This window comes from Streptomyces sp. SID14515, from assembly GCF_010548505.1.
Lineage (GTDB): Bacteria > Actinomycetota > Actinomycetes > Streptomycetales > Streptomycetaceae > Streptomyces > Streptomyces caviscabies.
Genome location: NZ_JAAGMH010000121.1, coordinates 142797 through 161149, shown reverse-complemented (window position 1 = coordinate 161149; position 18353 = coordinate 142797). Strand labels below are relative to the sequence as shown.

17 protein-coding genes are annotated in these 18353 nt (G+C 71.1%); 7 read left to right on the top strand and 10 right to left on the bottom strand.

Features of this window, described 5'->3' with window-relative positions; genetic code table 11:
• Positions 1-281: 281 nt before the first annotated feature.
• The 3 genes from G3I54_RS29345 (at position 282) to G3I54_RS29335 (ending at position 2666) form a co-directional block, all read left to right on the top strand.
• A complete protein-coding gene (locus G3I54_RS29345) occupies positions 282-1277 on the top strand; it encodes a fatty acid desaturase (RefSeq protein ID WP_164618819.1) in 996 nt (331 codons plus the stop codon).
• Complete coding sequence (locus tag G3I54_RS29340; protein WP_030086289.1) at positions 1274-1960, top strand: TetR/AcrR family transcriptional regulator; 687 nt, start codon at positions 1274-1276, stop codon at positions 1958-1960. Before G3I54_RS29345 ends, G3I54_RS29340 begins: the two co-directional genes overlap by 4 nt.
• A gap of 103 nt (positions 1961-2063) precedes the next feature.
• Complete coding sequence (locus G3I54_RS29335; RefSeq protein WP_164618869.1) at positions 2064-2666, top strand: Uma2 family endonuclease; 603 nt, start codon at positions 2064-2066, stop codon at positions 2664-2666.
• Between the two features lie 11 nt (positions 2667-2677).
• Here the strand turns inward: G3I54_RS29335 and G3I54_RS29330 are convergent, their stop codons facing one another.
• Together G3I54_RS29330 and G3I54_RS29325 are read right to left on the bottom strand one after the other, a co-directional pair.
• Positions 2678-3061 (bottom strand): VOC family protein, encoded by a 384-nt coding sequence (locus G3I54_RS29330; protein ID WP_164618817.1) that lies wholly within the window; start codon positions 3059-3061, stop codon positions 2678-2680.
• Entirely contained in the window at positions 3061-3870 is an 810-nt protein-coding gene (locus G3I54_RS29325; RefSeq protein WP_164618815.1) for a trans-aconitate 2-methyltransferase, read from the bottom strand. The genes G3I54_RS29330 and G3I54_RS29325 overlap by 1 nt, the downstream gene beginning before the upstream one ends.
• An 89-nt stretch (positions 3871-3959) precedes the next feature.
• On the opposite strand from G3I54_RS29325, the gene G3I54_RS29320 reads away from it, so the two are divergent.
• On the top strand, positions 3960-4457 hold the full coding sequence (locus tag G3I54_RS29320) for a MarR family transcriptional regulator (protein ID WP_164618813.1): 498 nt from the start codon (positions 3960-3962) through the stop codon (positions 4455-4457).
• Here the strand turns inward: G3I54_RS29320 and G3I54_RS29315 are convergent.
• A complete protein-coding gene (locus G3I54_RS29315; protein ID WP_164618810.1) occupies positions 4413-5198 on the bottom strand; it encodes a response regulator transcription factor in 786 nt (261 codons plus the stop codon). The genes G3I54_RS29320 and G3I54_RS29315 overlap by 45 nt on opposite strands.
• A 246-nt stretch (positions 5199-5444) precedes the next feature.
• Between G3I54_RS29315 and G3I54_RS29310 the strand changes: the two genes are divergently transcribed.
• Positions 5445-5885 carry a GNAT family N-acetyltransferase gene (locus tag G3I54_RS29310; RefSeq protein WP_164618808.1) on the top strand — a complete coding sequence of 147 codons (441 nt, stop codon included), beginning with the start codon at positions 5445-5447 and terminating at the stop codon, positions 5883-5885.
• A 36-nt stretch (positions 5886-5921) separates the two neighbouring features.
• On the opposite strand, the gene galK is transcribed toward G3I54_RS29310, so the two are convergent.
• From galK to galT, 3 genes are read right to left on the bottom strand one after another with little or no spacing between them, the layout of a single operon-like run.
• On the bottom strand, positions 5922-7103 hold the full coding sequence (gene galK, locus G3I54_RS29305) for a galactokinase (protein WP_164618806.1): 1182 nt from the start codon (positions 7101-7103) through the stop codon (positions 5922-5924).
• Complete coding sequence (gene galE / locus G3I54_RS29300) at positions 7100-8077, bottom strand: UDP-glucose 4-epimerase GalE (RefSeq protein ID WP_164618867.1); 978 nt, start codon at positions 8075-8077, stop codon at positions 7100-7102. Before galE ends, galK begins: the two co-directional genes overlap by 4 nt.
• 14 nt (positions 8078-8091) lie before the next feature.
• Positions 8092-9135 carry a galactose-1-phosphate uridylyltransferase gene (gene galT / locus G3I54_RS29295; RefSeq protein WP_164618804.1) on the bottom strand — a complete coding sequence of 348 codons (1044 nt, stop codon included), beginning with the start codon at positions 9133-9135 and terminating at the stop codon, positions 8092-8094.
• A 235-nt stretch (positions 9136-9370) separates the two neighbouring features.
• Between galT and G3I54_RS29290 the strand changes: the two genes are divergently transcribed.
• Both G3I54_RS29290 and G3I54_RS29285 read left to right on the top strand, forming a co-directional pair.
• Positions 9371-11041, top strand: coding sequence for a sodium:solute symporter family protein (locus tag G3I54_RS29290; protein WP_164618802.1), 1671 nt, complete (start codon positions 9371-9373; stop codon positions 11039-11041).
• 15 nt (positions 11042-11056) lie between these two features.
• Positions 11057-11365 (top strand): hypothetical protein, encoded by a 309-nt coding sequence (locus G3I54_RS29285; RefSeq protein WP_164618800.1) that lies wholly within the window; start codon positions 11057-11059, stop codon positions 11363-11365.
• 42 nt (positions 11366-11407) lie between these two features.
• Here G3I54_RS29285 and G3I54_RS29280 read toward each other — a convergent pair whose 3' ends face one another.
• The 4 genes from G3I54_RS29280 to G3I54_RS29265 all read right to left on the bottom strand — a co-directional run bounded on the left by G3I54_RS29280 (position 11408) and on the right by G3I54_RS29265 (position 18326).
• Entirely contained in the window at positions 11408-12127 is a 720-nt protein-coding gene (locus G3I54_RS29280; protein WP_164618799.1) for a LuxR C-terminal-related transcriptional regulator, read from the bottom strand.
• A gap of 250 nt (positions 12128-12377) precedes the next feature.
• Positions 12378-14294: a PQQ-binding-like beta-propeller repeat protein gene (locus G3I54_RS29275; RefSeq protein WP_164618797.1), complete on the bottom strand. Its 1917-nt coding sequence runs from the start codon at positions 14292-14294 to the stop codon at positions 12378-12380.
• Positions 14295-14424: 130 nt separating this feature from the next.
• The gene (locus G3I54_RS29270) at positions 14425-16353 is read right to left on the bottom strand and encodes a PQQ-binding-like beta-propeller repeat protein (RefSeq protein ID WP_164618795.1); all 1929 of its coding nucleotides are present in this window, start codon (positions 16351-16353) and stop codon (positions 14425-14427) included.
• A 236-nt stretch (positions 16354-16589) separates the two neighbouring features.
• Complete coding sequence (locus tag G3I54_RS29265; protein WP_164618793.1) at positions 16590-18326, bottom strand: PQQ-binding-like beta-propeller repeat protein; 1737 nt, start codon at positions 18324-18326, stop codon at positions 16590-16592.
• Positions 18327-18353 lie beyond the last annotated feature (27 nt).

Sequence of the window (18353 nt, the reverse complement as noted above, 5' to 3'; positions counted from 1 at the left end):
CGCCCCGACGAGCGGGTGCGGACCGCGCTGTCCGACGCTCCCAGGATAGGTGTCGTCGCAGGCGGCGTGTCCGTTGCCCCGGCGGGGGCCGCGGTCGCCGCCCGGGACACCCGGGCCTCTAGCCCCTTACCCCGTGGGTGGGTCGGTTACCGCGTGGGACGGGTTGGAGCGGCCTCTCGTGTTGTGGGGCCCGTCACTGCCATACTTACCAAGCCGTAGGTTACGGAACCGTAGCCACGGCCGTCCTGGTACCGCTCCCTCACCTTCCGAGGTATTCCCCTATGCCGAGCACTCCCCATGCTCCCCAAGTGATCGACGAGACCGAGCCGCCCGGGGCCGCCGAGGCCTCGCTGCCGCCCGCCACGCTGGGCGGCGACAAGAAGCGGTCGATCGAGCAGTTCGCGCTGCTGGCGTTCATCGTGGTGCCGTTCGTGGCGCTGGTCGCGGCGGTGCCTCTGGCGTGGGGCTGGGGGGTGAGCTGGCTGGATGTGGGGCTGCTGGTGGCGATGTACTTCATCGGATGCCACGGGATCACGATCGGCTTCCACCGGTACTTCACGCACGGTTCGTTCAAGGCGAAGCGGCCGTTGCGGATCGCGCTGGCCGTGATGGGCTCGCTGGCGGTGGAGGGGCCCCTGGTGCGGTGGGTGGCCGATCACCGCAAGCACCACCGGTTCTCGGACGCGGAGGGCGATCCGCATTCGCCGTGGCGGTTCGGGGAGACGCTGCCGGCCCTGATGAAGGGGCTGTGGTGGGCACACATCGCATGGATGTTCGACGAGGAGCAGACGCCGCAGCAGAAGTACGCGCCGGATCTGATCAAGGACCCGGCGATCCGGGGCATCTCGCGCCACTTCCTGTCCTTCACGATCGTCTCGCTGGCGATTCCGCCGCTGGTCGGCGGTCTGGTGACGATGTCGTGGTGGGGTGCGGCGACGGCGTTCTTCTGGGGTTCGCTGGTGCGGGTGGCGCTGCTGCACCATGTGACCTGGTCGATCAACTCGATCTGTCACGCGGTGGGCAAGCGGCCCTTCAAGTCCCGTGACCGGTCGGGGAACGTGTGGTGGCTGGCGGTGCTGTCGTGCGGCGAGTCGTGGCACAACCTGCACCACGCGGATCCGACGAGCGCGCGGCACGGGGTGATGCGGGGGCAGATCGACTCCAGCGCCCGGCTGATCCGCTGGTTCGAGAAGCTGGGCTGGGCCACGGACGTACGGTGGCCCGATGCCGCGCGTATCGGCTCCCGGCGCACGTCCGTACCGGCCGACGCGGCATGATTGACGACGTGGCGACCGACTCCAGCACGAGCAGCGAGAAGAGCAGGCCTTCCCCCTCCCGCCGGGCCAGGCGGGTCCGGATGACGGGCAAGGAGCGCCGCGAGCAGCTGCTGGACATCGGGCGCGCCCTGTTCGCCGACAAGGGCTTCGAGGGCACGTCGGTGGAGGAGATCGCGGCGCGCGCCGGGGTGTCCAAGCCGGTGGTGTACGAGCACTTCGGCGGCAAGGAGGGCCTGTACGCCGTGGTGGTCGACCGCGAGATGCGTCAGTTGCTGGACATGGTGACGGGGGCGCTCACGGCGGGCCATCCGCGTGAGCTGCTGGAGCAGGCGGCGTTCGCGCTGCTGGACTACATCGAGTCGTACACGGACGGTTTCCGGATCCTGGTGCGGGATTCGCCGGTGGCGCAGTCGACGGGCACGTTCGCTTCGCTGATCAGCGATATCGCCACGCAGGTGGAGGACATCCTGGGCCTGGAGTTCAAGGCCCGGGGCTTCGACCCGAAGCTGGCCCCGCTGTACGCGCAGGCGCTGGTGGGCATGGTGGCGCTGACGGGCCAGTGGTGGCTGGACGTCCGCAAGCCGAAGAAGGCGGAGGTCGCCGCCCATCTGGTGAATCTGTGCTGGCACGGGCTGGAGAACCTGGAGTCGAAGCCGCGGCTGATAGGGCACCGGAAGAGCTGATCTTCGAACCTGTTCGTACTTGGTCACCCGTCGTGCGGACGGGTCCGGTTTTCCCGCCGTAGTGTGGTCGGCAGGGCACAGAATCCCGTCCATGGGAGGAACCATGACCCCGGAGCCGACCACCGCGCACAGCTCCCGCTGGCCGGTGCCCCCGCAGGACGGATACACCGTGGACGATCTGTTCACGCTGCCCGATCTCCCGCCGCACACCGAGCTGATCGACGGGAGCCTGGTTTTCGTGAGTCCGCAGCGAGACTTTCACAGCACGATGATCGATCTGCTGACGACAGGACTGCGCAGTACGGCGCCCCCGGAGGTGAAGGTGCGCCGGGAGATGACCGTGGTACTGGATCGGCGGAACGCTCCCGAGCCGGATGTCTCCGTGGTACGGACCGAGGCGATCACCGGGCTCGACGTGACGCGGTACCAGGCCGCCGACGTCCTCCTCGCCGTCGAGGTCGTCTCCCCCGACTCCGAGGCCCGCGACCGTGAAGCCAAGCCGCACAAGTACGCGACGGCCGGGATCCCGCACTTCTGGCTGGTCGAGATGACCGGCACCGACCAGCACCCCGTCGTCCGGGTCTACGAGCTGGACCCGGTGACGAAGGCGTACGCGCTGACGGGCATCCACCACGACCGGCTGAAGACGGGTGTGCCGTTCCCGGTGGACATCGACGTCTCGGCGGAGGCGCTCGCAGCGCTGTAGAGCGGGCCGGGTTACGCATCCGGCTCCAGGAACTCCAGCCGGTTGCCGACCGGGTCGTGGGCGTAGCAGCGGCGGTGGCCGGGGAGGTCGTCGTCCCATACGACGTGGACGCCGTGGGCCTCCAGGCGGGCCGCGTACTCCACGATTCCCGTCACGCGCAGGCCCGGGTGGGCCTTCTTGGCGGGGCGGAAGTTCTCCTCGACGCCCAGGTGGAGCTGGACGGGTCCGGCGGCGAACCAGCAGCCGCCGCGGGCGGCGAGCACCGGGGGTTTCGGGATCTCGGTCATGCCCAGGGCTTCGGTGTAGAAGGCGCGCAGGGCGTCCTCGGAGCCGGGCGGGGCGGCGAGCTGTACGTGGTCGACGGCGGCGAGGCCGGCAGGGGCGGAGGCGGTCATCACTTCTCCTTGCGGGCGACGGCGAAGATGCGGCGGAACGGGAAGACCGTGCCGTACGGGCCGGGCGGGTAGGCCTCGCGGAGCAGGTCGCGGTATTCGGCGAGGAACGCGTCGCGGGCCTCGGGGTCGTCGGCCAGGGCGGTGAGGACGGGGCGCAGGGCGGTGCCCTTGACCCAGTCGAGGACCGCGTCGTCGCCGTGCAGGGTCTGGAGGTAGGTGGTCTCCCAGACGTCGGCCGCGCAGCCCAGGTCGCGGAGGCGGGTGAGGTAGTCGGCGGGGTCCAGGACGGATGCGGTGCGGTCGCCGATGCCGTGGAGGCGGGGGCGCCAGCGGTCGGATTCGCGGAGGCCGGCCAGGAGGGTGTGGCTGGGGGCGGTGAAGTTGCCGGGGACCTGGAAGGCGAGGGTGCCGCCGGGGGCGAGGGCGTCGAGCCAGCGGGGGAAGTGTTCGGCGTGGCCGGGGATCCACTGGAGCGCGGAGGTGGAGACGATCAGGCCGTACGTCTCGGTGGGCCGCCAGGCCGCGGCGTCGGCCTCGGCGAAGTCGAGCAGGGGCGGGCGGGCGTGGGCGGCGGCTTCGGCGAGCATCTCGCGGGAGGTGTCGTAGCCGGTGATCCGGGCGTTCGGCCAGCGGTCCGCGAGGAGGGCGGTGACGTTGCCCGCGCCGCAGCCGAGGTCGGCGATGCGGGGCGCGGGGTGGCCGGGGAGGTCGCCGATGCGAGCCAGGAGGTCCTGGAAGGGGCGGGTGCGATGGTCCGCGTGGCGCAAGTACTGCCGCGGATCCCAGGTGGGTTCGGGAGTGGGTGTCATGGGCATCAGGATCACGCCGAGACTATCTTGATGTCAAGACACTTGAATTCAAGAGACTTCATGTCGAGGGACCCTCTACACTGATCGACATGGAGGACGAGGTCGACCGTTTGGTCGCTGCATGGCGCCGAGAGCGCCCCGACCTCGACGTGGAACCACTCGAGGTGCTCAGTCGCGTCTCCCGCCTGGCTCGCCACCTCGACCGGGCCCGCCGCATAGCCTTCGCCGAGCACAACCTGGAGCCGTGGGAGTTCGACGTGCTGACGTCGCTGCGCCGGGCCGGCGCCCCCTACCAGCTCTCCCCCGGACAGCTCCTCACCCAGACCCTGGTCACCTCGGGCACGATGACCAACCGCATCGACCGCCTGACCAAGAAGAACCTCGTCGAGCGGCTGCCCGACCCGAGCGACCGACGCGGCGTCCTCGTCCGGCTCACGGCCGAGGGCCGCGACAAGGCCGACCAGTCGCTGGCCGGACTGCTCGCCCAGGAGCGCGCCATCCTCGCCGAGCTCTCCCGCCACCAGCGGGGCGAACTGGCCGGGCTACTGCGCCAGTTGACCGCCCCGTTCGACAACATCCCCACCTAGCGGACGCATCGCCGGCTCCGCCGGGCCGACCCCCGCCCGGCGGGCCAGCGCCACCGCGGCCAGCGTCGAGTGCACCCCGAGCTTGCCCAGCACGTTCTGCATATGGGTGCGCACCGTGTGCGGGGACAGGAACAGCCGCTCGGCGACCGCCTTGCGGCCGAGCCCCGCCACCATGCAGCGCAGCACCTCGCGCTCCCGGGGCGTCAGCGACTCCACCAGCCGCTCGCTCTCGGTGCGGTGCTTGCGGGCGGCGGTCAGCTCCCGCAGTACGCCGGTGAGCAGGGCGGGCGGCAGATGCGTCTCGTCGCGCAGCACACCCCGGATCACCGACAGCAGCCGTTGCAGCGAGCAGTCCTTGGCCACCCAGCCCGACGCCCCCGCCTGGAGCGCCCGCGCGGCGGCCCGCGGGTCGTCCTTCTCGGCCAGCACCACCGACCGTACGGCGGGCCGGTTCGAGCGGACCCCGGCGACCAGCGAGATGCCGTCGACGACGCCCGGCTCCTCCGGCCGGGGCGCGGGCACGGCGGGCGCACCGCCGGTCGCCAGGGCGCCCAACTCGGCGTCCACCAGCAGCACGTCGTAACCGCGCCCCTCGGCGGCCGCGCGCTCCAGGGCGCGCAGCGCGGCAGGGCCGCTGCCCGCGGCGGAGACGTCGACGTCCGGCTCGGCCGCGAGGGCAGCCGCGAGCGACTCGGCGAAGATGCGGTGGTCGTCGACCACCAGAACCCGGATACGCGCCACAGAACCCCCATCGGTGGGGGCGGACAGCTGCGGGTACGGCGTCCGGGGCTTCACTGCGGCCTGCCGCGCCCGACGACCGCCGTCGTCGAACCGCCTGCCGCCCTGCCCCGGACGCCGTACCCGGCTCTCTCGCTCCCCTGAATCGGCACCGGCCCCCACCGGTGCTGAGCATCAGCGTACGGGCGGGGGCCACGGGGGGAAGGCGATTCGGCGAACTGGTGGCCTCAGGTGTTTAGGGTGTGCTTCATGTTCCGTCTTGAGACAGAAGTAGACAGAGAACGTCGCATTCTGCTGAGCGGGCGTCTGCACCAGGACAACGTCGCGGCCTCGGCCGGTCTGCGGGCCCTGCTCGCCACCTCCGCGGAGCACGAAGTGCCGCTGGAGGTCTGGGCGTTGGACGAGCACGGGGCCCTGGCCGGCGGGCTGACCGGGCGGACCTGGGCGTACTGGCTGCATGTGGATCTGCTCTGGGTGGACGCCCCGCACCGGGGCATCGGCCTCGGTGCGCGCCTGCTCGCCGAGGCCGAACGGACCGCCCGCACCGAGCGCGCCTGCACCCGCTCACGGCTGGAGACCTGGGACTTCCAGGCCCCCGGCTTCTACCGCGGGCAGGGGTACGAGGAGATCGGCCGGGTCGAGGACTACCCGCCGGGCGTCACCGAGTTCATCCTGGTCAAGGAGTTGTGAGCCCGGCCCTCCGGGGCGGACCCGGAGGCCCCGGGCTCAGCGCAGCCGGCGCGCCCCGGCCGACGGGACGGCGTCGAAGATGCCCGGGGCCGCGTGTCCGGCCGCCGCGAACGCCTCGCTGACCGCCTTGGCCACGGTGTCGGCCGCCGACGCCTCCACCAGGACGACCGCCGAGCCGCCGAAGCCGCCGCCGGTCATCCGCGCACCGAGCGCCCCGGCCGCGTTCGCCGCCTCGACCACCAGGTCCAACTCGGGGCAGGAGACCCGCAGATCGTCGCGGAGCGAGCGGTGGCCCTCGTTCAGGACGGGGCCCGCCGCCCGGACGTCGCCCGCGTCGAGCAGGGCGATGACCTGCTCGACCCGGCGGTTGTCGCCGACGACATGGCGTACGTAACGGATCACGGACTCGTCCGCCCCGGCGTCGGCGAGGGTGGCGAGCGCCGCTTCGAGACCGGCGTACGGCAGGTCGCGGAGCATCGGTATGCCGAGCAGCCGGGCGCCCTCCTCGCAGCCGGCCCGGCGCTCCGCGTACGCGCCGTCGCCGAGCGCGTGCTTGACCCGGGTGTCGACGACCAGGAGCGTCAGGCCCTGGGCGGCCAGGTCGAAGGGGATCTGGCGCAGTGAGAGGTCGCGGGTGTCCAGGTGGAGGGCGTGGCCCTCGGTGCAGCAGGCCGAGGCCATCTGGTCCATGATCCCGCAGGGCACGCCGACGAAGTCGTTCTCGGCGCGGCGGCCGATCACGGCGAGTTCGGCCGCGGTCAGCCCCAGGTCGAAGAGGTCGTTCAGGGCGAGCGCGGTGACGACTTCCAGGGCGGCGGAGGAGGAGAGTCCGGCGCCCGTGGGCACGGTGGAGGTCAGGGCGACGTCCGCGCCGGTGACCGGGTGCCCGGCCTCGCGCAGCGCCCAGAGGACTCCCGCCGGGTAGGCGGCCCAGCCGTGGCCGGAGTGCGGGACGAGCTCGTCGACGCGGAGGGAGACGACGCCGCCGGGGACGTCGGAGGAGTACAGCCGCAGGACGCCGTCGTCGCGGCGGGAGACGGCGGCGCGGGCGGTGTGCGGGAGGGCGAGCGGCATGACGAAGCCGTCGTTGAAGTCGGTGTATTCACCGATGAGGTTCACCCGTCCGGGTGCCGCCCAGATGCCGTCGGGCTCGGCCCCGTACAGCTCGGCGAAGGTGGCGGCGGGGTCGGCGCCGGACGGCTCGGCATGCTGGGTCATGAGGTGGTCGTTTCCTCTCGGCGGGCGAACTGCCAGGCGTCGGCGATGATTCCGGCGAGGTCGGCGCGGGACGGCTGCCAGCCGAGGCGCTCCACGGCGGTGGCGGCGGAGGCGACGAGGACGGCCGGGTCGCCGCCGCGCCGGGGGGCGGCGGTCTCGGGGACGGGGTGGCCGGTGACCTTGCGGACGGTCTCGATGACCTCGCGGACCGAGAAGCCGTTGCCGTTGCCGAGGTTGCAGATCAGGTGCTCGCCGGGGGCGGCGGCGGTCAGGGCCAGCAGGTGGGCCTCGGCGAGGTCGGCGACATGGATGTAGTCGCGGACGCAGGTGCCGTCCGGGGTGGGGTAGTCGTCGCCGTAGACGTTGATCGACTCGCGCTTTCCCAGGGCGACTTGAAGGACCAGCGGGATGAGGTGGGACTCGGGGTCGTGGCGCTCTCCGCAACTGCCGTACGCCCCGGCCACGTTGAAGTAGCGGAGCGAGACGGCGGCCAGGCCGTGGGCGGTGGCCTCGCCGCTGATCATGTGGTCGACGGCGAGCTTGGACGCGCCGTAGGGGCTGGTGGGGGCGGTGGGGTCGGCCTCGGTGATGGGGCTGGAGACCGGTTCGCCGTAGGTGGCGGCGGTGGAGGAGAAGACGAGGGTGCGCACGCCGTGTTCGCGCATGGCGGCGAGCAGGGCGGTGGTGCCGCCGACGTTGTTGACCCAGTACTTCTCGGGGTTCACCACGGACTCGCCGACCTGGGAGAACGCGGCGAAGTGCAGGACGCCGTCGTAGGACGGGTCCAGATGGCGGGCGGCGTCCTGGATGCGGCCCTCGATGAACGCGGCGCCGGCCGGGACGCCCTCGCGGAAGCCGGTGGAGAGGTCGTCCAGGACGGTCACCGTGTGCCCGGCCTCCAGAAGGTGCTGGGCGACGACGCTGCCGACGTATCCGGCGCCGCCGGTGACCAGGTACTTCTTCGGGTTGCTCACGTTCTGGGGGTTGCTCACTCGCTCGCTACCTCTCGCAGTCGCTCGGCCGCGGCCTCCGGCGGCACGTCGTTGATGAACACGCTCATGCCGGACTCGGATCCCGCGAGGAACTTCAGCTTGCCGGAGGTCCGGCGAATGGTGAAAAGCTCCAGGTGCAGGGCGAAGTCCTCCCGTCCGGGAACCCCGAACGGCGCCTGGTGCCAGGCGGAGATGTACGGGGTCGGCGGCTCGCCGGGTCCGAAGATCCGGTCGAAGCGCCTCAAGAGTTCCAGATAGACCTGTGGGAACTCCGTGCGCGCACCCTCGTCCAGTTCCCGCAGGTCGGGGACGCGGCGGCGGGGGTGGAGATGGACCTCGTAGGGCCAGTGCGCCGCGTAGGGGACGTAGGCGATCCAGTGGTCGGTGGCGAGGACGACGCGTGAGCCGTCCTTCTCCTCGCGGGCGACGACGTCGTCGAAGAGGTTGGAGCCGGTCTCCTCGCGGTGGCGGGCGGCCGAGCGGAGCATCAGCTCGGTGCGCGGGGTGACGAAGGGGTAGCCGTAGATCTGGCCGTGGGGGTGGCCGAGGGTGACGCCGATCTCGGCGCCGCGGTTCTCGAAGCAGAAGACCTGGGTGACCTGGTCGAGTCCGGCCAGCGCGGCGGTGCGGTCGGTCCAGGCGGCGAGGACGAGGGCGGCCTGCTCCTCGGTGAGGTCGGCGAAGGACGCGTCGTGGTCGGAGGTGAAGCAGACCACCTCGCAGCGGCCGGAGTCGCCGGCCAGGGAGGGGAAGCGGTTCTCGAAGACCGCGACGTCGTAGTGGTCGTCGGGGATCTCGCTCTGCCGTCCGTCCCGGGTGGGGCAGAGCGGGCAGGCGTCGGCCGGCGGGTGGTAGGTGCGGGCCTGGCGGTGCGAGGCGATGGCGACCGCGTCGCCGAGCAGCGGATCGCGGCGGATCTCGGAGGAGGTGGAGACGGGATCCAGGGGGCGGTGGTCGACGGCGTCGCGGACGGTGTCGTCCGCGGAGTCGTAATAGATCAGCTCACGGCCGTCGGCGAGAGTCGTAACCGTTTTCTTCACCAGGGTCCTCCACCAGATCCTCCCAACATAATCGCACATAACAAATCACAAGCGAACACCCTCGTCAATGCCGCGGCTCGCCGCGACTGCGACTGGCCTCAGGGGCCACATACCCGGACATTCACCCACACTCAATCACGATCGAACAAAGAACCCCAACGAGAGTGTTCATTTCTCGAACATGGAGGCGTAAGTTCCGTCGGGTTCAGTTCGCGCAACGAAGCGAGTACCCCCCATGCAGACACTGGCCGAAGGGCTTCGGCTCCCCACGAACGGGCTCGACTACGCCATCCTGGCGATCTACTTCGTCGTCGTACTCGGCATCGGCTTCGCGGCCCGTGCCAGCGTCAAGACGAGCCTCGACTTCTTCCTCTCCGGACGGTCGCTGCCCGCCTGGGTGACCGGGCTCGCCTTCGTCGCGGCGAACCTCGGCGCCACCGAGATCCTCGGCATGGCGGCCACCGGCGCGCAGTACGGCGTCGCGGTGGTGCACTGGTACTGGATCGGCGCGATCCCGGCCATGGTCTTCCTCGGCCTGGTGATGATGCCGTTCTACTACCGCTCCAAGGTGCGCTCCGTGCCGGAGTTCCTGCTCCAGCGTTTCGACAAGTCCGCCCATCTGCTGAGCTCCGTGCTCTTCGCCTTCGCGGCGATCCTCATCGCGGGCGTCAACCTCTACGCCCTCTCGATCGTCGTGGAGGCGCTCCTCGGCTGGCCGCAGTGGGTCGCGATCGTCGTCGCGGGCCTGTTCGTGCTGGTCTACATCACGATCGGCGGGCTCTCCTCGGCGATCTACAACGAGGTGCTCCAGTTCTTCGTCATCCTCGCCGCGCTGATCCCGCTCACCGTCCTCGGCCTGAAGCGGGTCGGCGGCTGGGACGCCATGAGCGACTCGCTGACCAAGCAGCACGGCGGCGACTTCATGACCGCCTGGGGCGGCACCGGCATCGGTGACGCCAACCCGCTGGGCGCCAACTGGCTGACGATCATCCTCGGCCTCGGCTTCGTGCTGTCCTTCGGCTACTGGACGACGAACTTCGCCGAGGTGCAGCGCGCGCTGTCCGCGAAGAACCTCTCCGCCGCCAAGCGCACCCCGCTGATCGCCGCCTTCCCGAAGATCTTCATCGTCTTCGCGGTGATGATCCCGGGCCTGGTCGCCGCCGTGATCGTGCCCAAGATCGGCACCCCGGGCTCCGACCTCACCTACAACGACGCGATACCCCTGCTGATGCAGGAGCTGCTGCCCAACGGGGTGCTCGGCATCGCGGTGACCGGTCTGCTCGCCGCCTTCATGGCGGGCATGGCGGCCAACGTGTCCTCGTTCAACACGGTGTTCACCACCGACATCTGGCAGCGGTACGTGGTGAAGGACAAGCCGGACACGTACTACCTGAGGTTCGGACGGCTGATCACGGCGATCGGGGTGCTGGCCTCGATCGGCACGGCGTTCATCGCCGCCAGCTTCTCGAACATCATGAGCTACCTCCAGACGCTGTTCTCGTTCTTCAACGTCCCGATGTTCGTCGTGTTCATCATCGGCATGTTCTGGAAGCGCGCCTCGATGAAGTCCGGTGTCTGGGGCCTGGTCGCGGGCACCGCCGCCGCGATGATCAACTACTTCTGGATCTACAAGGGCGGGATCATCGACATCCCGTCCGACCAGGGCGCCAACTTCGTCTCCGCGATCGTCGGATTCGTCGCCGGAGCCGTCGTCATGGTCGCCGTCACGCTCTTCACCGCACCGAAGCCCGACGCCGAACTGGCCGGTCTGGTGTACGGGACCGAGTCGCCGGACCCCGACGAGGCGCTCGACGAGGCCGACAGCGCCTGGTACCGCAAGCCCGCGCTGCTCGGCTGGGGCGCGGTCGTCCTCGCCGCCGCGTGCTACATCCCGTACTCGTTCTGATCGGAGGAACTCACCATGTCCGACCTGCACAAGGAAGTCTCCGAGCTGGAGCGCAAGTCCGCGACCGCGGCCCGTCTCTTCGACATCCGGCGGATCATCGGCGGCCTGTTCGTGGTCTACGGAGTGATCGTCACCATCGCCGGCATCAGCCCGTCCGACGCCGACCTGAAGAAGGCCGAGGGCGTCCACATCAACCTGTGGACGGGCCTGGCCATGCTGGCGCTCGGCCTGTTCTTCCTGGCCTGGATGAAGCTGCGCCCGGCCGAGGCCCCGGCGGCCCCGGAACCGGACGCCCCGGCCGACCGGGAGTCCGACGCGGGCTGAGCCCGAAAGCCCGTCCGTCCAGCGTCCCGCAGGGGCCGTACGTCACCCGCTCCGCCCGGGGACGTACGGCCCCTGCGGCGTGCCGCCGTGGTCGCCGTTGCCCGCGGCCCGCTCCAGCAGTCCCGTACGGGCGGCGAGCGCGGCGGCCTCCAGGCGGGAGCCGACGCCGAGCTTCATCAGGACCCGCTGGACATGGGTGCGGGCGGTGCTCGGGGCGATGTCCATACCGGCGGCGATCAGCCGGGTGTCCTCGCCCTCGGCGACCCGCACCAGCACCTCCGCCTCGCGCGGGGTGAGCATCCGCAGCAGCCGCCGGCCCTCGTCGTCGGGCTGGACCGCCGGGTTGAGCAGTTCCGCGAAGGCCCCCCGCAGCAGCTGCGGGGCGATGGCGCTCTCCCCCGCCCGCGCCTTGAGCATGGCCCGCTCGACGCCCTCGATGCGCTCGTCGTGCCGGACGTACCCCACGGCCCCGGCGGCGAACGCCGCGGCGATCCCGCGCGGGCTGGGCACCGGCCCGAGGACCACCACCGCGACCTGCGGGCGCTCCTGGCCGATGCGCACGATCGGGTCGAAGACCCCGGGGGCGGCGGGCGACGCCGTACCGAACAGGCAGACCTCCGGGGCCCTGCTGACCACCAGTTCCGCGGTCCCGGAGGTCGGCGCGGCCGCCGCGAGCACCCGGTGCCCGCGCAGTTTCAGCGCCGAGGCGAGTGCCTCGGCGAGCAGTCGGTGATCGTCGACCACCATGAGCCGCACGCCCATCGACCAAGCCTCCCAGCCCTGTACACCCGACCCCCCGGCCGCCTGACCCGGCAAGTTACACGCTTGTTCGACCTCGCGCCGCCCTTACGTGGGAGAAGCCCCCCAGAATGCCGAATTCTGCGTCATTCGGGGCTCGTCGACCGTTGCTCGGTGATCGCTTCGCGGGCGGAAAACGATCGGCCCTGCCGGTCGGTGATCGACCGGCAGGGCCTGGAGCGCGTCTCGCGCCGCTCGTGGCGGCGAGCGGTGGTCAGTCGGTGCGGTAACCGACGACGAGGTAGAGCTTGTCGTCGCCGTCGACGACGCTGCGCTTGCTGATCAGGCGCTTCGACTTGAAGAAGTGCCCTTCGGAGTACAGGAGTTCGGAGTGGTCGCCGGAGAACCGCCGCTCCGCCTCACGGACCGCCTCGTCGTTCGGGTTCTCCATCAGCAGGGTCTGCTTGAAGGTCTCGCCGTCGATGGAGACGATCTGGCCGCCCTTGTCGTAGGGGGGCTCCTTGTACGCGATGATGCTGGTGCCGTCCATCCGCAGCGGGACCAGGCTGTAGCGGTCGCCCGCGTCGGCCCGGGCGCCGAGGAGCTTCCCGGTGGTCAGGTCGAAGGCGACGATCTCGTTGGTGTCGCCGTACTCGCTGGTGCCGTCGTGGTTCTCGGTCGGCAGGTAGAGCCGGTTGTTGCCGACGGCCAGGTTCTGGCAGCGCTCGACCTCGGTGGAGCCGCAACGGGCCGCGTACTGCTCGGCGTCGGCGGGGATGCGCACGATCAGCTTGCCGGTCGCCGCGTCGATCGAGAAGAAGTCGGAGATGCCGCTGCCGTCGCCGGCGGTGTCGCCGACGTCGGCCGCGACCACCAGCGGCTTGGTGGAGACGATGCTCGCGTAGTCGACGCCGGCGGGCATCTGGAACGAGGACAGCGGTGCGCCGGTCGTCGGGTTCAGCGCCTGCACGGTGAGCTGCGGGCTGTCGGACGTACCGCACTTGCGGACCACGGCGAGGGCATCGCCGCCGCCGTAGCCGCGGTCGTAGCAGCCGTCCGCGCCGACCTTCGGCTTCCACAGCTCGGCGCCGGTCTCCAGCTTGAAGGCCGCGCCGCCCGAGGTGCCGCCCGCGGCGACGGTGGACCCGCTGAGCGTGACCTCGTCGAAGCGGACCTGCTGGTCACCGCCGGTGGCGGAGGTGACGCCCTTGCTCCACACCAGCTTGCCGGCGGCCATGTCGATCACGCCGACCTGGTTGCACGACGGGTACTTGTTCTCCTTGGTCGCCTTCGTCTCCTCGAAGACGACCGCGGTCTTGTAGTCCTTGCTCATGTGCCGGGAGGCGGAGCAGACCTCGCCGGGCAGCGGGACGGACCAGAGCTTGGTGCCCTTGTCGCGGTCGTAGGCGACGATCTCGGCGACGCCGGACTTCACGTACGCCTTGTCGGTGATCCAGGAGCCCATGACCGTGGTGACGTCGTCGACCTCCGGCTCCGGGAGCTGGAAGACGACCTTGGACTTGGTGTTGGCGGGCGGCTTCTCGTCGCCGCCGGCCAGGCCGCCCTCGCCGCCCTTGGCCTCGCCGCCGGTGGAGCCGGAGGAGGAGGCCTCGTTCTTGCCGCCCTTGTCGTCATCGCCGGTGGAGGCGTAGATGACCCCGGCGCCGATGATCAGCACCACGGCGACGGCCGCGGCGACGATGATCTGCATCTGGGTGGAGAACTTCTTGCCGCCGCCGGGCTGCTGCGGGGCAGCGTACTGCGGCTGCATCGGCTGGGTCGGGTAGCCGTACCCCTGCTGCGGCATCCCGGGCTGTCCGGCGGGCCCCTGCGGGTAGCCGTAGCCCGGCTGCGGGGCCTGGGGGTAGCCGTATCCGTTGGGCTGCGGCGCGGGCGGGGTGGGGTAGCTGCCCGGCGCCGGGGGCGGCGGGGTGCCGTAGCCCCCGGCGGGCGCGTCCTGCGGTGCGGGGGGCGGCTGCGGAGGCTGCTGCGGCTGCTGCGGCTGCTTGCCGAAGGGGTCCGCGGGCGGCGGGGTCGGCTGTCCGAACCCTCCGGGCGGCGGGTCCTGCGGCGCGCCGAAACCACCGGAGGGCGGGCCGGCGGGCGGCGCCGGGGGCGTGTTCGGCTCGCCCGGGGGCGTGTTCGGCGGCTCGTTGGGCGGCTGCTGCGGTGGCTGGGGCGGCTGGCTCATGGCGTGCGTACCTCGGGGGACGAGTGGGTGTGGGGGCGCGTGGGGCGGGGAAGGGCCGACCGGATGCCGGGAGCGGTCGTGCGGATCGTGCCGGGAGCGGTCGTTCGGATCGTGCCGGGCTCGCGGGCCGTCACTTCTCGAACACCAGCATCGTCGACTGCTCCAGCTCTTCCTTGTCGTTGCTCGCGCTCACGCGGTTGCTGAAGATGAAGGAACGGCCGCCCTGGTAGGCGACCTTGGCCGAGAAGAAGCCGTTCTCGATCCGGCCGGCCGCCTCCGGGTGCTGGAGCAGCGTCTTGGTGGCGCCGCCGGTCGGCGGGAGGGTCACGATGGCGCCGGCGGCGTCGTACTTCGGCCGCATGTAGAGCACCAGGTCACCGCCCTCCATGCCCAGCGGCTTCAGAACGCGCTCGGCCGGGGCGGGCGCTTCCCACTTGGGCTTTCCGGTGTTCAGGTCGAAGGCGATGACCTTGTTCGTCCGGGCGGTCCCGCTGCTGTCGTCCTCGGTCGCGATGTAGAAGGTGTTGGCGTCGGCGGCGACACCGCTGCACCCTTCGAGCTTCTGGCCGAAGATGGCGAAGCTGTTCCCGCAGTCGTGGGTGAGCTTGTCGCCCTTGGCGGGCGCGAGCTGGGAGCGGAGCTTGCCGTTGTCGGTGAGCGCGGCGATGGCGTACTGCTTCTTCTCCTCGTGCTCCAGCCGCACGACGAGCGGGGTGACCGAGTAGACCTTGCCGATCTCCCAGCCGCGCGGCGGCTGGTAGGTCCACTTGGGCTTGCCGGTGGTCGGGTTCAGCTCCTGGACCTGGTGCTGCGGGTTCTTGACGTCGTCGGTGCGGCAGCTGGCCGCGGCGATGAGCTTCGGGCCGCCGGCGAAGGCGAAGGGCTTGCAGTTGCCGTCGGGGTTGCCGAACAGCTCCTTGCCGTCGCTGACCCGGTAGGCGTTGGAGTTGCTGGTGCGTCCCACGGTGACGGTGTCTCCGCTGATCGCCAGACCGATGTCCGACAGGAAGTCCCAGGTGCCGTTCTTCTTGACCGCCTTCTTCCAGCCGGGCTTGCCGGTGTTGAGGTCGATCATCTGGAGGACGGAGCAGTTGGCCTTGTCGGTGGTGCCGTCCTTCACCCCGATGACGATCTTGCCATCGGCGGTGGGGGCGTTGGGCGCGGCGCACACGTCGGCGGGCAGCGGCACGGTCCACTTCTGCTTGCCGTCGGCGACCGAGTAGCCGGAGACGCCGCGATACATGGCCTTGGCGACCACGTCTCCGGCGAACCACGGGCCGTACACGGACGCGCCGCTGCGGGGCAGGTCGACGTCGTTCTTCTGGAGCCAGGCGACCTTCGCCTCGCCCGGCTTGCGCCCGGCGTTGAGGTCGTCGTTGCCCTCGCGGCCGTCGCCGCTGCCGTCGCCCTCGTCGACCGTGGGCGACGCGCTGGGGGGCTTGGGGTCGTTGCTGGTGTTGGCCAGCGGCTTCTTCGGGTCCTCGTCGCCGCTGTCGCTCACGAGGAACCAGGTGCCCGTACCGGCGACCAGGACCACGGCGACCGCCGCCGCGACGATGACGGCGGTCTTGTTCTTGAGGAACCCGCCGCCGCCGGAGCCCGGTCCGCCGGGGGCGCCGGGGTACTGCTGCTGCGGGTAGCCGTAACCGGGCTGGGTCGGCTGACCGTACGGTCCGGGAGCCTGCTGGCCGTACGGGCCCGGGGCCTGCTGACCGTAGGGGCCGGGCTGCTGGGCGTACGGGCCGGTGGGCTGGCCCGGCTGCTGACCGTACGGTCCGGGGGCCTGGCCGGGCTGCTGCGGGTAGCCGTAACCGGGCCCCGCCGGGGGCTGCTGCGGGTAGCCGTACGCCGGGGCGCCGGGCGGGGGCGTCTGCGGCGGACCGGCCGGGGGCGCGGGCGGCTGGGCGGGGGGCGGCCCCTGGGGCGGCTGACCGGGCGGCGTCTGCGGCGGCTTGGCCAGGTTCGGCTGGTCCTGGGGCGGCTGAGGAGCTCCGTTCGGCGGCTCCTGCGGAGCCCCGAAGCCTCCCTGCGGCGGTTGCTGGCTGGGCGGCTGGCTCATCAGCACGTCCCCCTTCGTGCGGTCCGGTGCCCGATCCGGTCTCCCCCGCGATTCCGAGAAGGGTCAATTCCCCTCGGAAAGGAGCGAATCAGGCATGGCTTCCGCGGTGTTACGACAGTCGGGCGGGGCTTCTTTGTACCACCCGTCCGCCACCCGGCACCGGATCGGTCCCGCCCCTGTTCCCAAGGGAGAACCGCCTTGTGATGCCCTCGTTACGCCCCGGACGGAGGTGATGGTCAGTCACCGAAGGTGATGATCGTCCGCACGTCCATCTCCTCCTCGTCGGACTCGCCGCCGATGCGGCCGATGGCGATCAGCGAGCGCCCGTCGGCATAGCGGATCGTGGGATCGAAGACGTGCTCGGTCTTCGCCGCCGACGTCGGATGGCGAAGGACCGTCTGCAGGGCGCCGCCCTGCGGTCCGAGCGCCATGATGCCGCCGCCGGTCGTGGCCTTCGATTCCGGAGCGGCGAGGTACAGCAGCACCTTGCCGTTCTCGACCCGCATCGGCTTCAGCGTCTGCCCGGGCGGCGCCGGCACCTTCCACTTGATCTTGCCGGTCTTCATGTCGAAGGCGACGACGGAGTTGTTGAACGCGCCGTTCACATAGGCGGGCTTCGTCGCGAGGTAGAACGTGTCGCCGCCGGCGGTCGCACCGAGGCAGTCGTCGAGGTTCTCGTCCCGCTGGCCGCACTCCATCTCGAACTCCTCCTTGCCGGGATCGGGCTGGGCGAGGAGGGTGCCGTCGTTGCTCAGGAGCGCGATGGCCCAGTTCGGCTTCGGCTCGTCCTGCCGCAGCGAGACGACCGGCGGGTCGACGGAGTAGAACTTGTCGATCCGCCAGCCCTTCTTGACCTTGTACGTCCACACGGTCTTGCCGGTGGCCGGGTCGATGCGCCGCACTTCCTCGTCGTACGTGTCACTCGGCGCCTTGAGGCAGTCGACCGCGGCGAGCGGGACGTCGCCGCTGGCGAATCCGTACGGCTGGCAGGTGCCCGGCAGCCGGTCCCACAGGTGCTTGCCGTCGCTGATCCGGTAGGCGTCGGTGCGGGTCGTCCGGCCGGCCGTCACGACGTCGCCGTTGACCGCCATGACGACGTCCGACAGCCCGTCCGACATCGAGGAGCGGTCGAGCGTGGCGGTCCAGCCCGCCTTGCCGGTGACCAGGTCGATCATCTGGAGCTTCTCGCAGTCCGCGCCTTCCTCGGTGCTTTCCCTGAGGGCGATGACGATCTTGCCGTCCGGGCTCGGCTGGGACGGCGCGGCGCAGACGTCGGCCGGCAGGCGCAGGCTCCACTTCTGCGAGCCGTCGTCGAGGGAGTAGCCGGACGCCGTGCGGTACATGGCTTTGGCCACGATGCCGTCCGTGATCCACGGGCCGCGCACGGGGACGCCGCCCGACGGCACGTCCACGTCGTTCTTCAGGATCCAGCGGACCTTGGCCTCGCCCTCCTTGAGCTTCTTGTTGAACTCCGCGGCGCCCGGGGCGGGCGTCGGCTTCGGGCTCGGATCGGCGCTGGGGTCCTTCGGGGCGGTGCTCTCCTTCGCGACGGGCTTCTTGTCGTCGGCGCCGTCGTCGCCGCCCACCGCGAACCAGACGCCCGTCCCGATGACGAGGACCCCGGCGAGCACGGCGGCGACGAGACCGGCGACCCGGCCGCGCGAACGCCCGCCGCCACCGGGCCCGCCGGACGGCTGCTGGGGCCGGCCGTACGGCACGGTGGGCGGCTGGGGCTGCGGCTGCGGCTGCGGGTAGCCGTACGGCCCCGTGGGCTGCTGCGGCTGCGGGTAGCCGTACGGCACGGTCGGCGGCTGCTGACCGTACGGTCCGGGCTGCGGTTGACCGTACGGTCCGGGCTGAGGCTGGTGCGGCGGCTGCCCGGGGGCTCCGTACGCACCGGGCTGTGGTTCGTACGGAGCGCCGAAGCCCTCCGGCTCTCCCGGCCTGCCCTGCTGCGGCGGCGGCTGCGACATCGGTGTTGGTCCCCCTCGAACGTACGG

Coding starts and splice junctions, on each gene's coding strand:
- G3I54_RS29345 (WP_164618819.1), top strand. CDS start 282: ATGCCGAGCACTCCCCATGCTCCCCAAGTGATCGACGAGACCGAGCCG.
- G3I54_RS29340 (WP_030086289.1), top strand. CDS start 1,274: ATGATTGACGACGTGGCGACCGACTCCAGCACGAGCAGCGAGAAGAGC.
- G3I54_RS29335 (WP_164618869.1), top strand. CDS start 2,064: ATGACCCCGGAGCCGACCACCGCGCACAGCTCCCGCTGGCCGGTGCCC.
- G3I54_RS29330 (WP_164618817.1), bottom strand. CDS start 3,061: ATGACCGCCTCCGCCCCTGCCGGCCTCGCCGCCGTCGACCACGTACAG.
- G3I54_RS29325 (WP_164618815.1), bottom strand. CDS start 3,870: ATGACACCCACTCCCGAACCCACCTGGGATCCGCGGCAGTACTTGCGC.
- G3I54_RS29320 (WP_164618813.1), top strand. CDS start 3,960: ATGGAGGACGAGGTCGACCGTTTGGTCGCTGCATGGCGCCGAGAGCGC.
- G3I54_RS29310 (WP_164618808.1), top strand. CDS start 5,445: ATGTTCCGTCTTGAGACAGAAGTAGACAGAGAACGTCGCATTCTGCTG.
- galK (WP_164618806.1), bottom strand. CDS start 7,103: ATGACCCAGCATGCCGAGCCGTCCGGCGCCGACCCCGCCGCCACCTTC.
- G3I54_RS29290 (WP_164618802.1), top strand. CDS start 9,371: ATGCAGACACTGGCCGAAGGGCTTCGGCTCCCCACGAACGGGCTCGAC.
- G3I54_RS29285 (WP_164618800.1), top strand. CDS start 11,057: ATGTCCGACCTGCACAAGGAAGTCTCCGAGCTGGAGCGCAAGTCCGCG.
- G3I54_RS29280 (WP_164618799.1), bottom strand. CDS start 12,127: ATGGGCGTGCGGCTCATGGTGGTCGACGATCACCGACTGCTCGCCGAG.
- G3I54_RS29275 (WP_164618797.1), bottom strand. CDS start 14,294: ATGAGCCAGCCGCCCCAGCCACCGCAGCAGCCGCCCAACGAGCCGCCG.
- G3I54_RS29270 (WP_164618795.1), bottom strand. CDS start 16,353: ATGAGCCAGCCGCCCAGCCAGCAACCGCCGCAGGGAGGCTTCGGGGCT.
- G3I54_RS29265 (WP_164618793.1), bottom strand. CDS start 18,326: ATGTCGCAGCCGCCGCCGCAGCAGGGCAGGCCGGGAGAGCCGGAGGGC.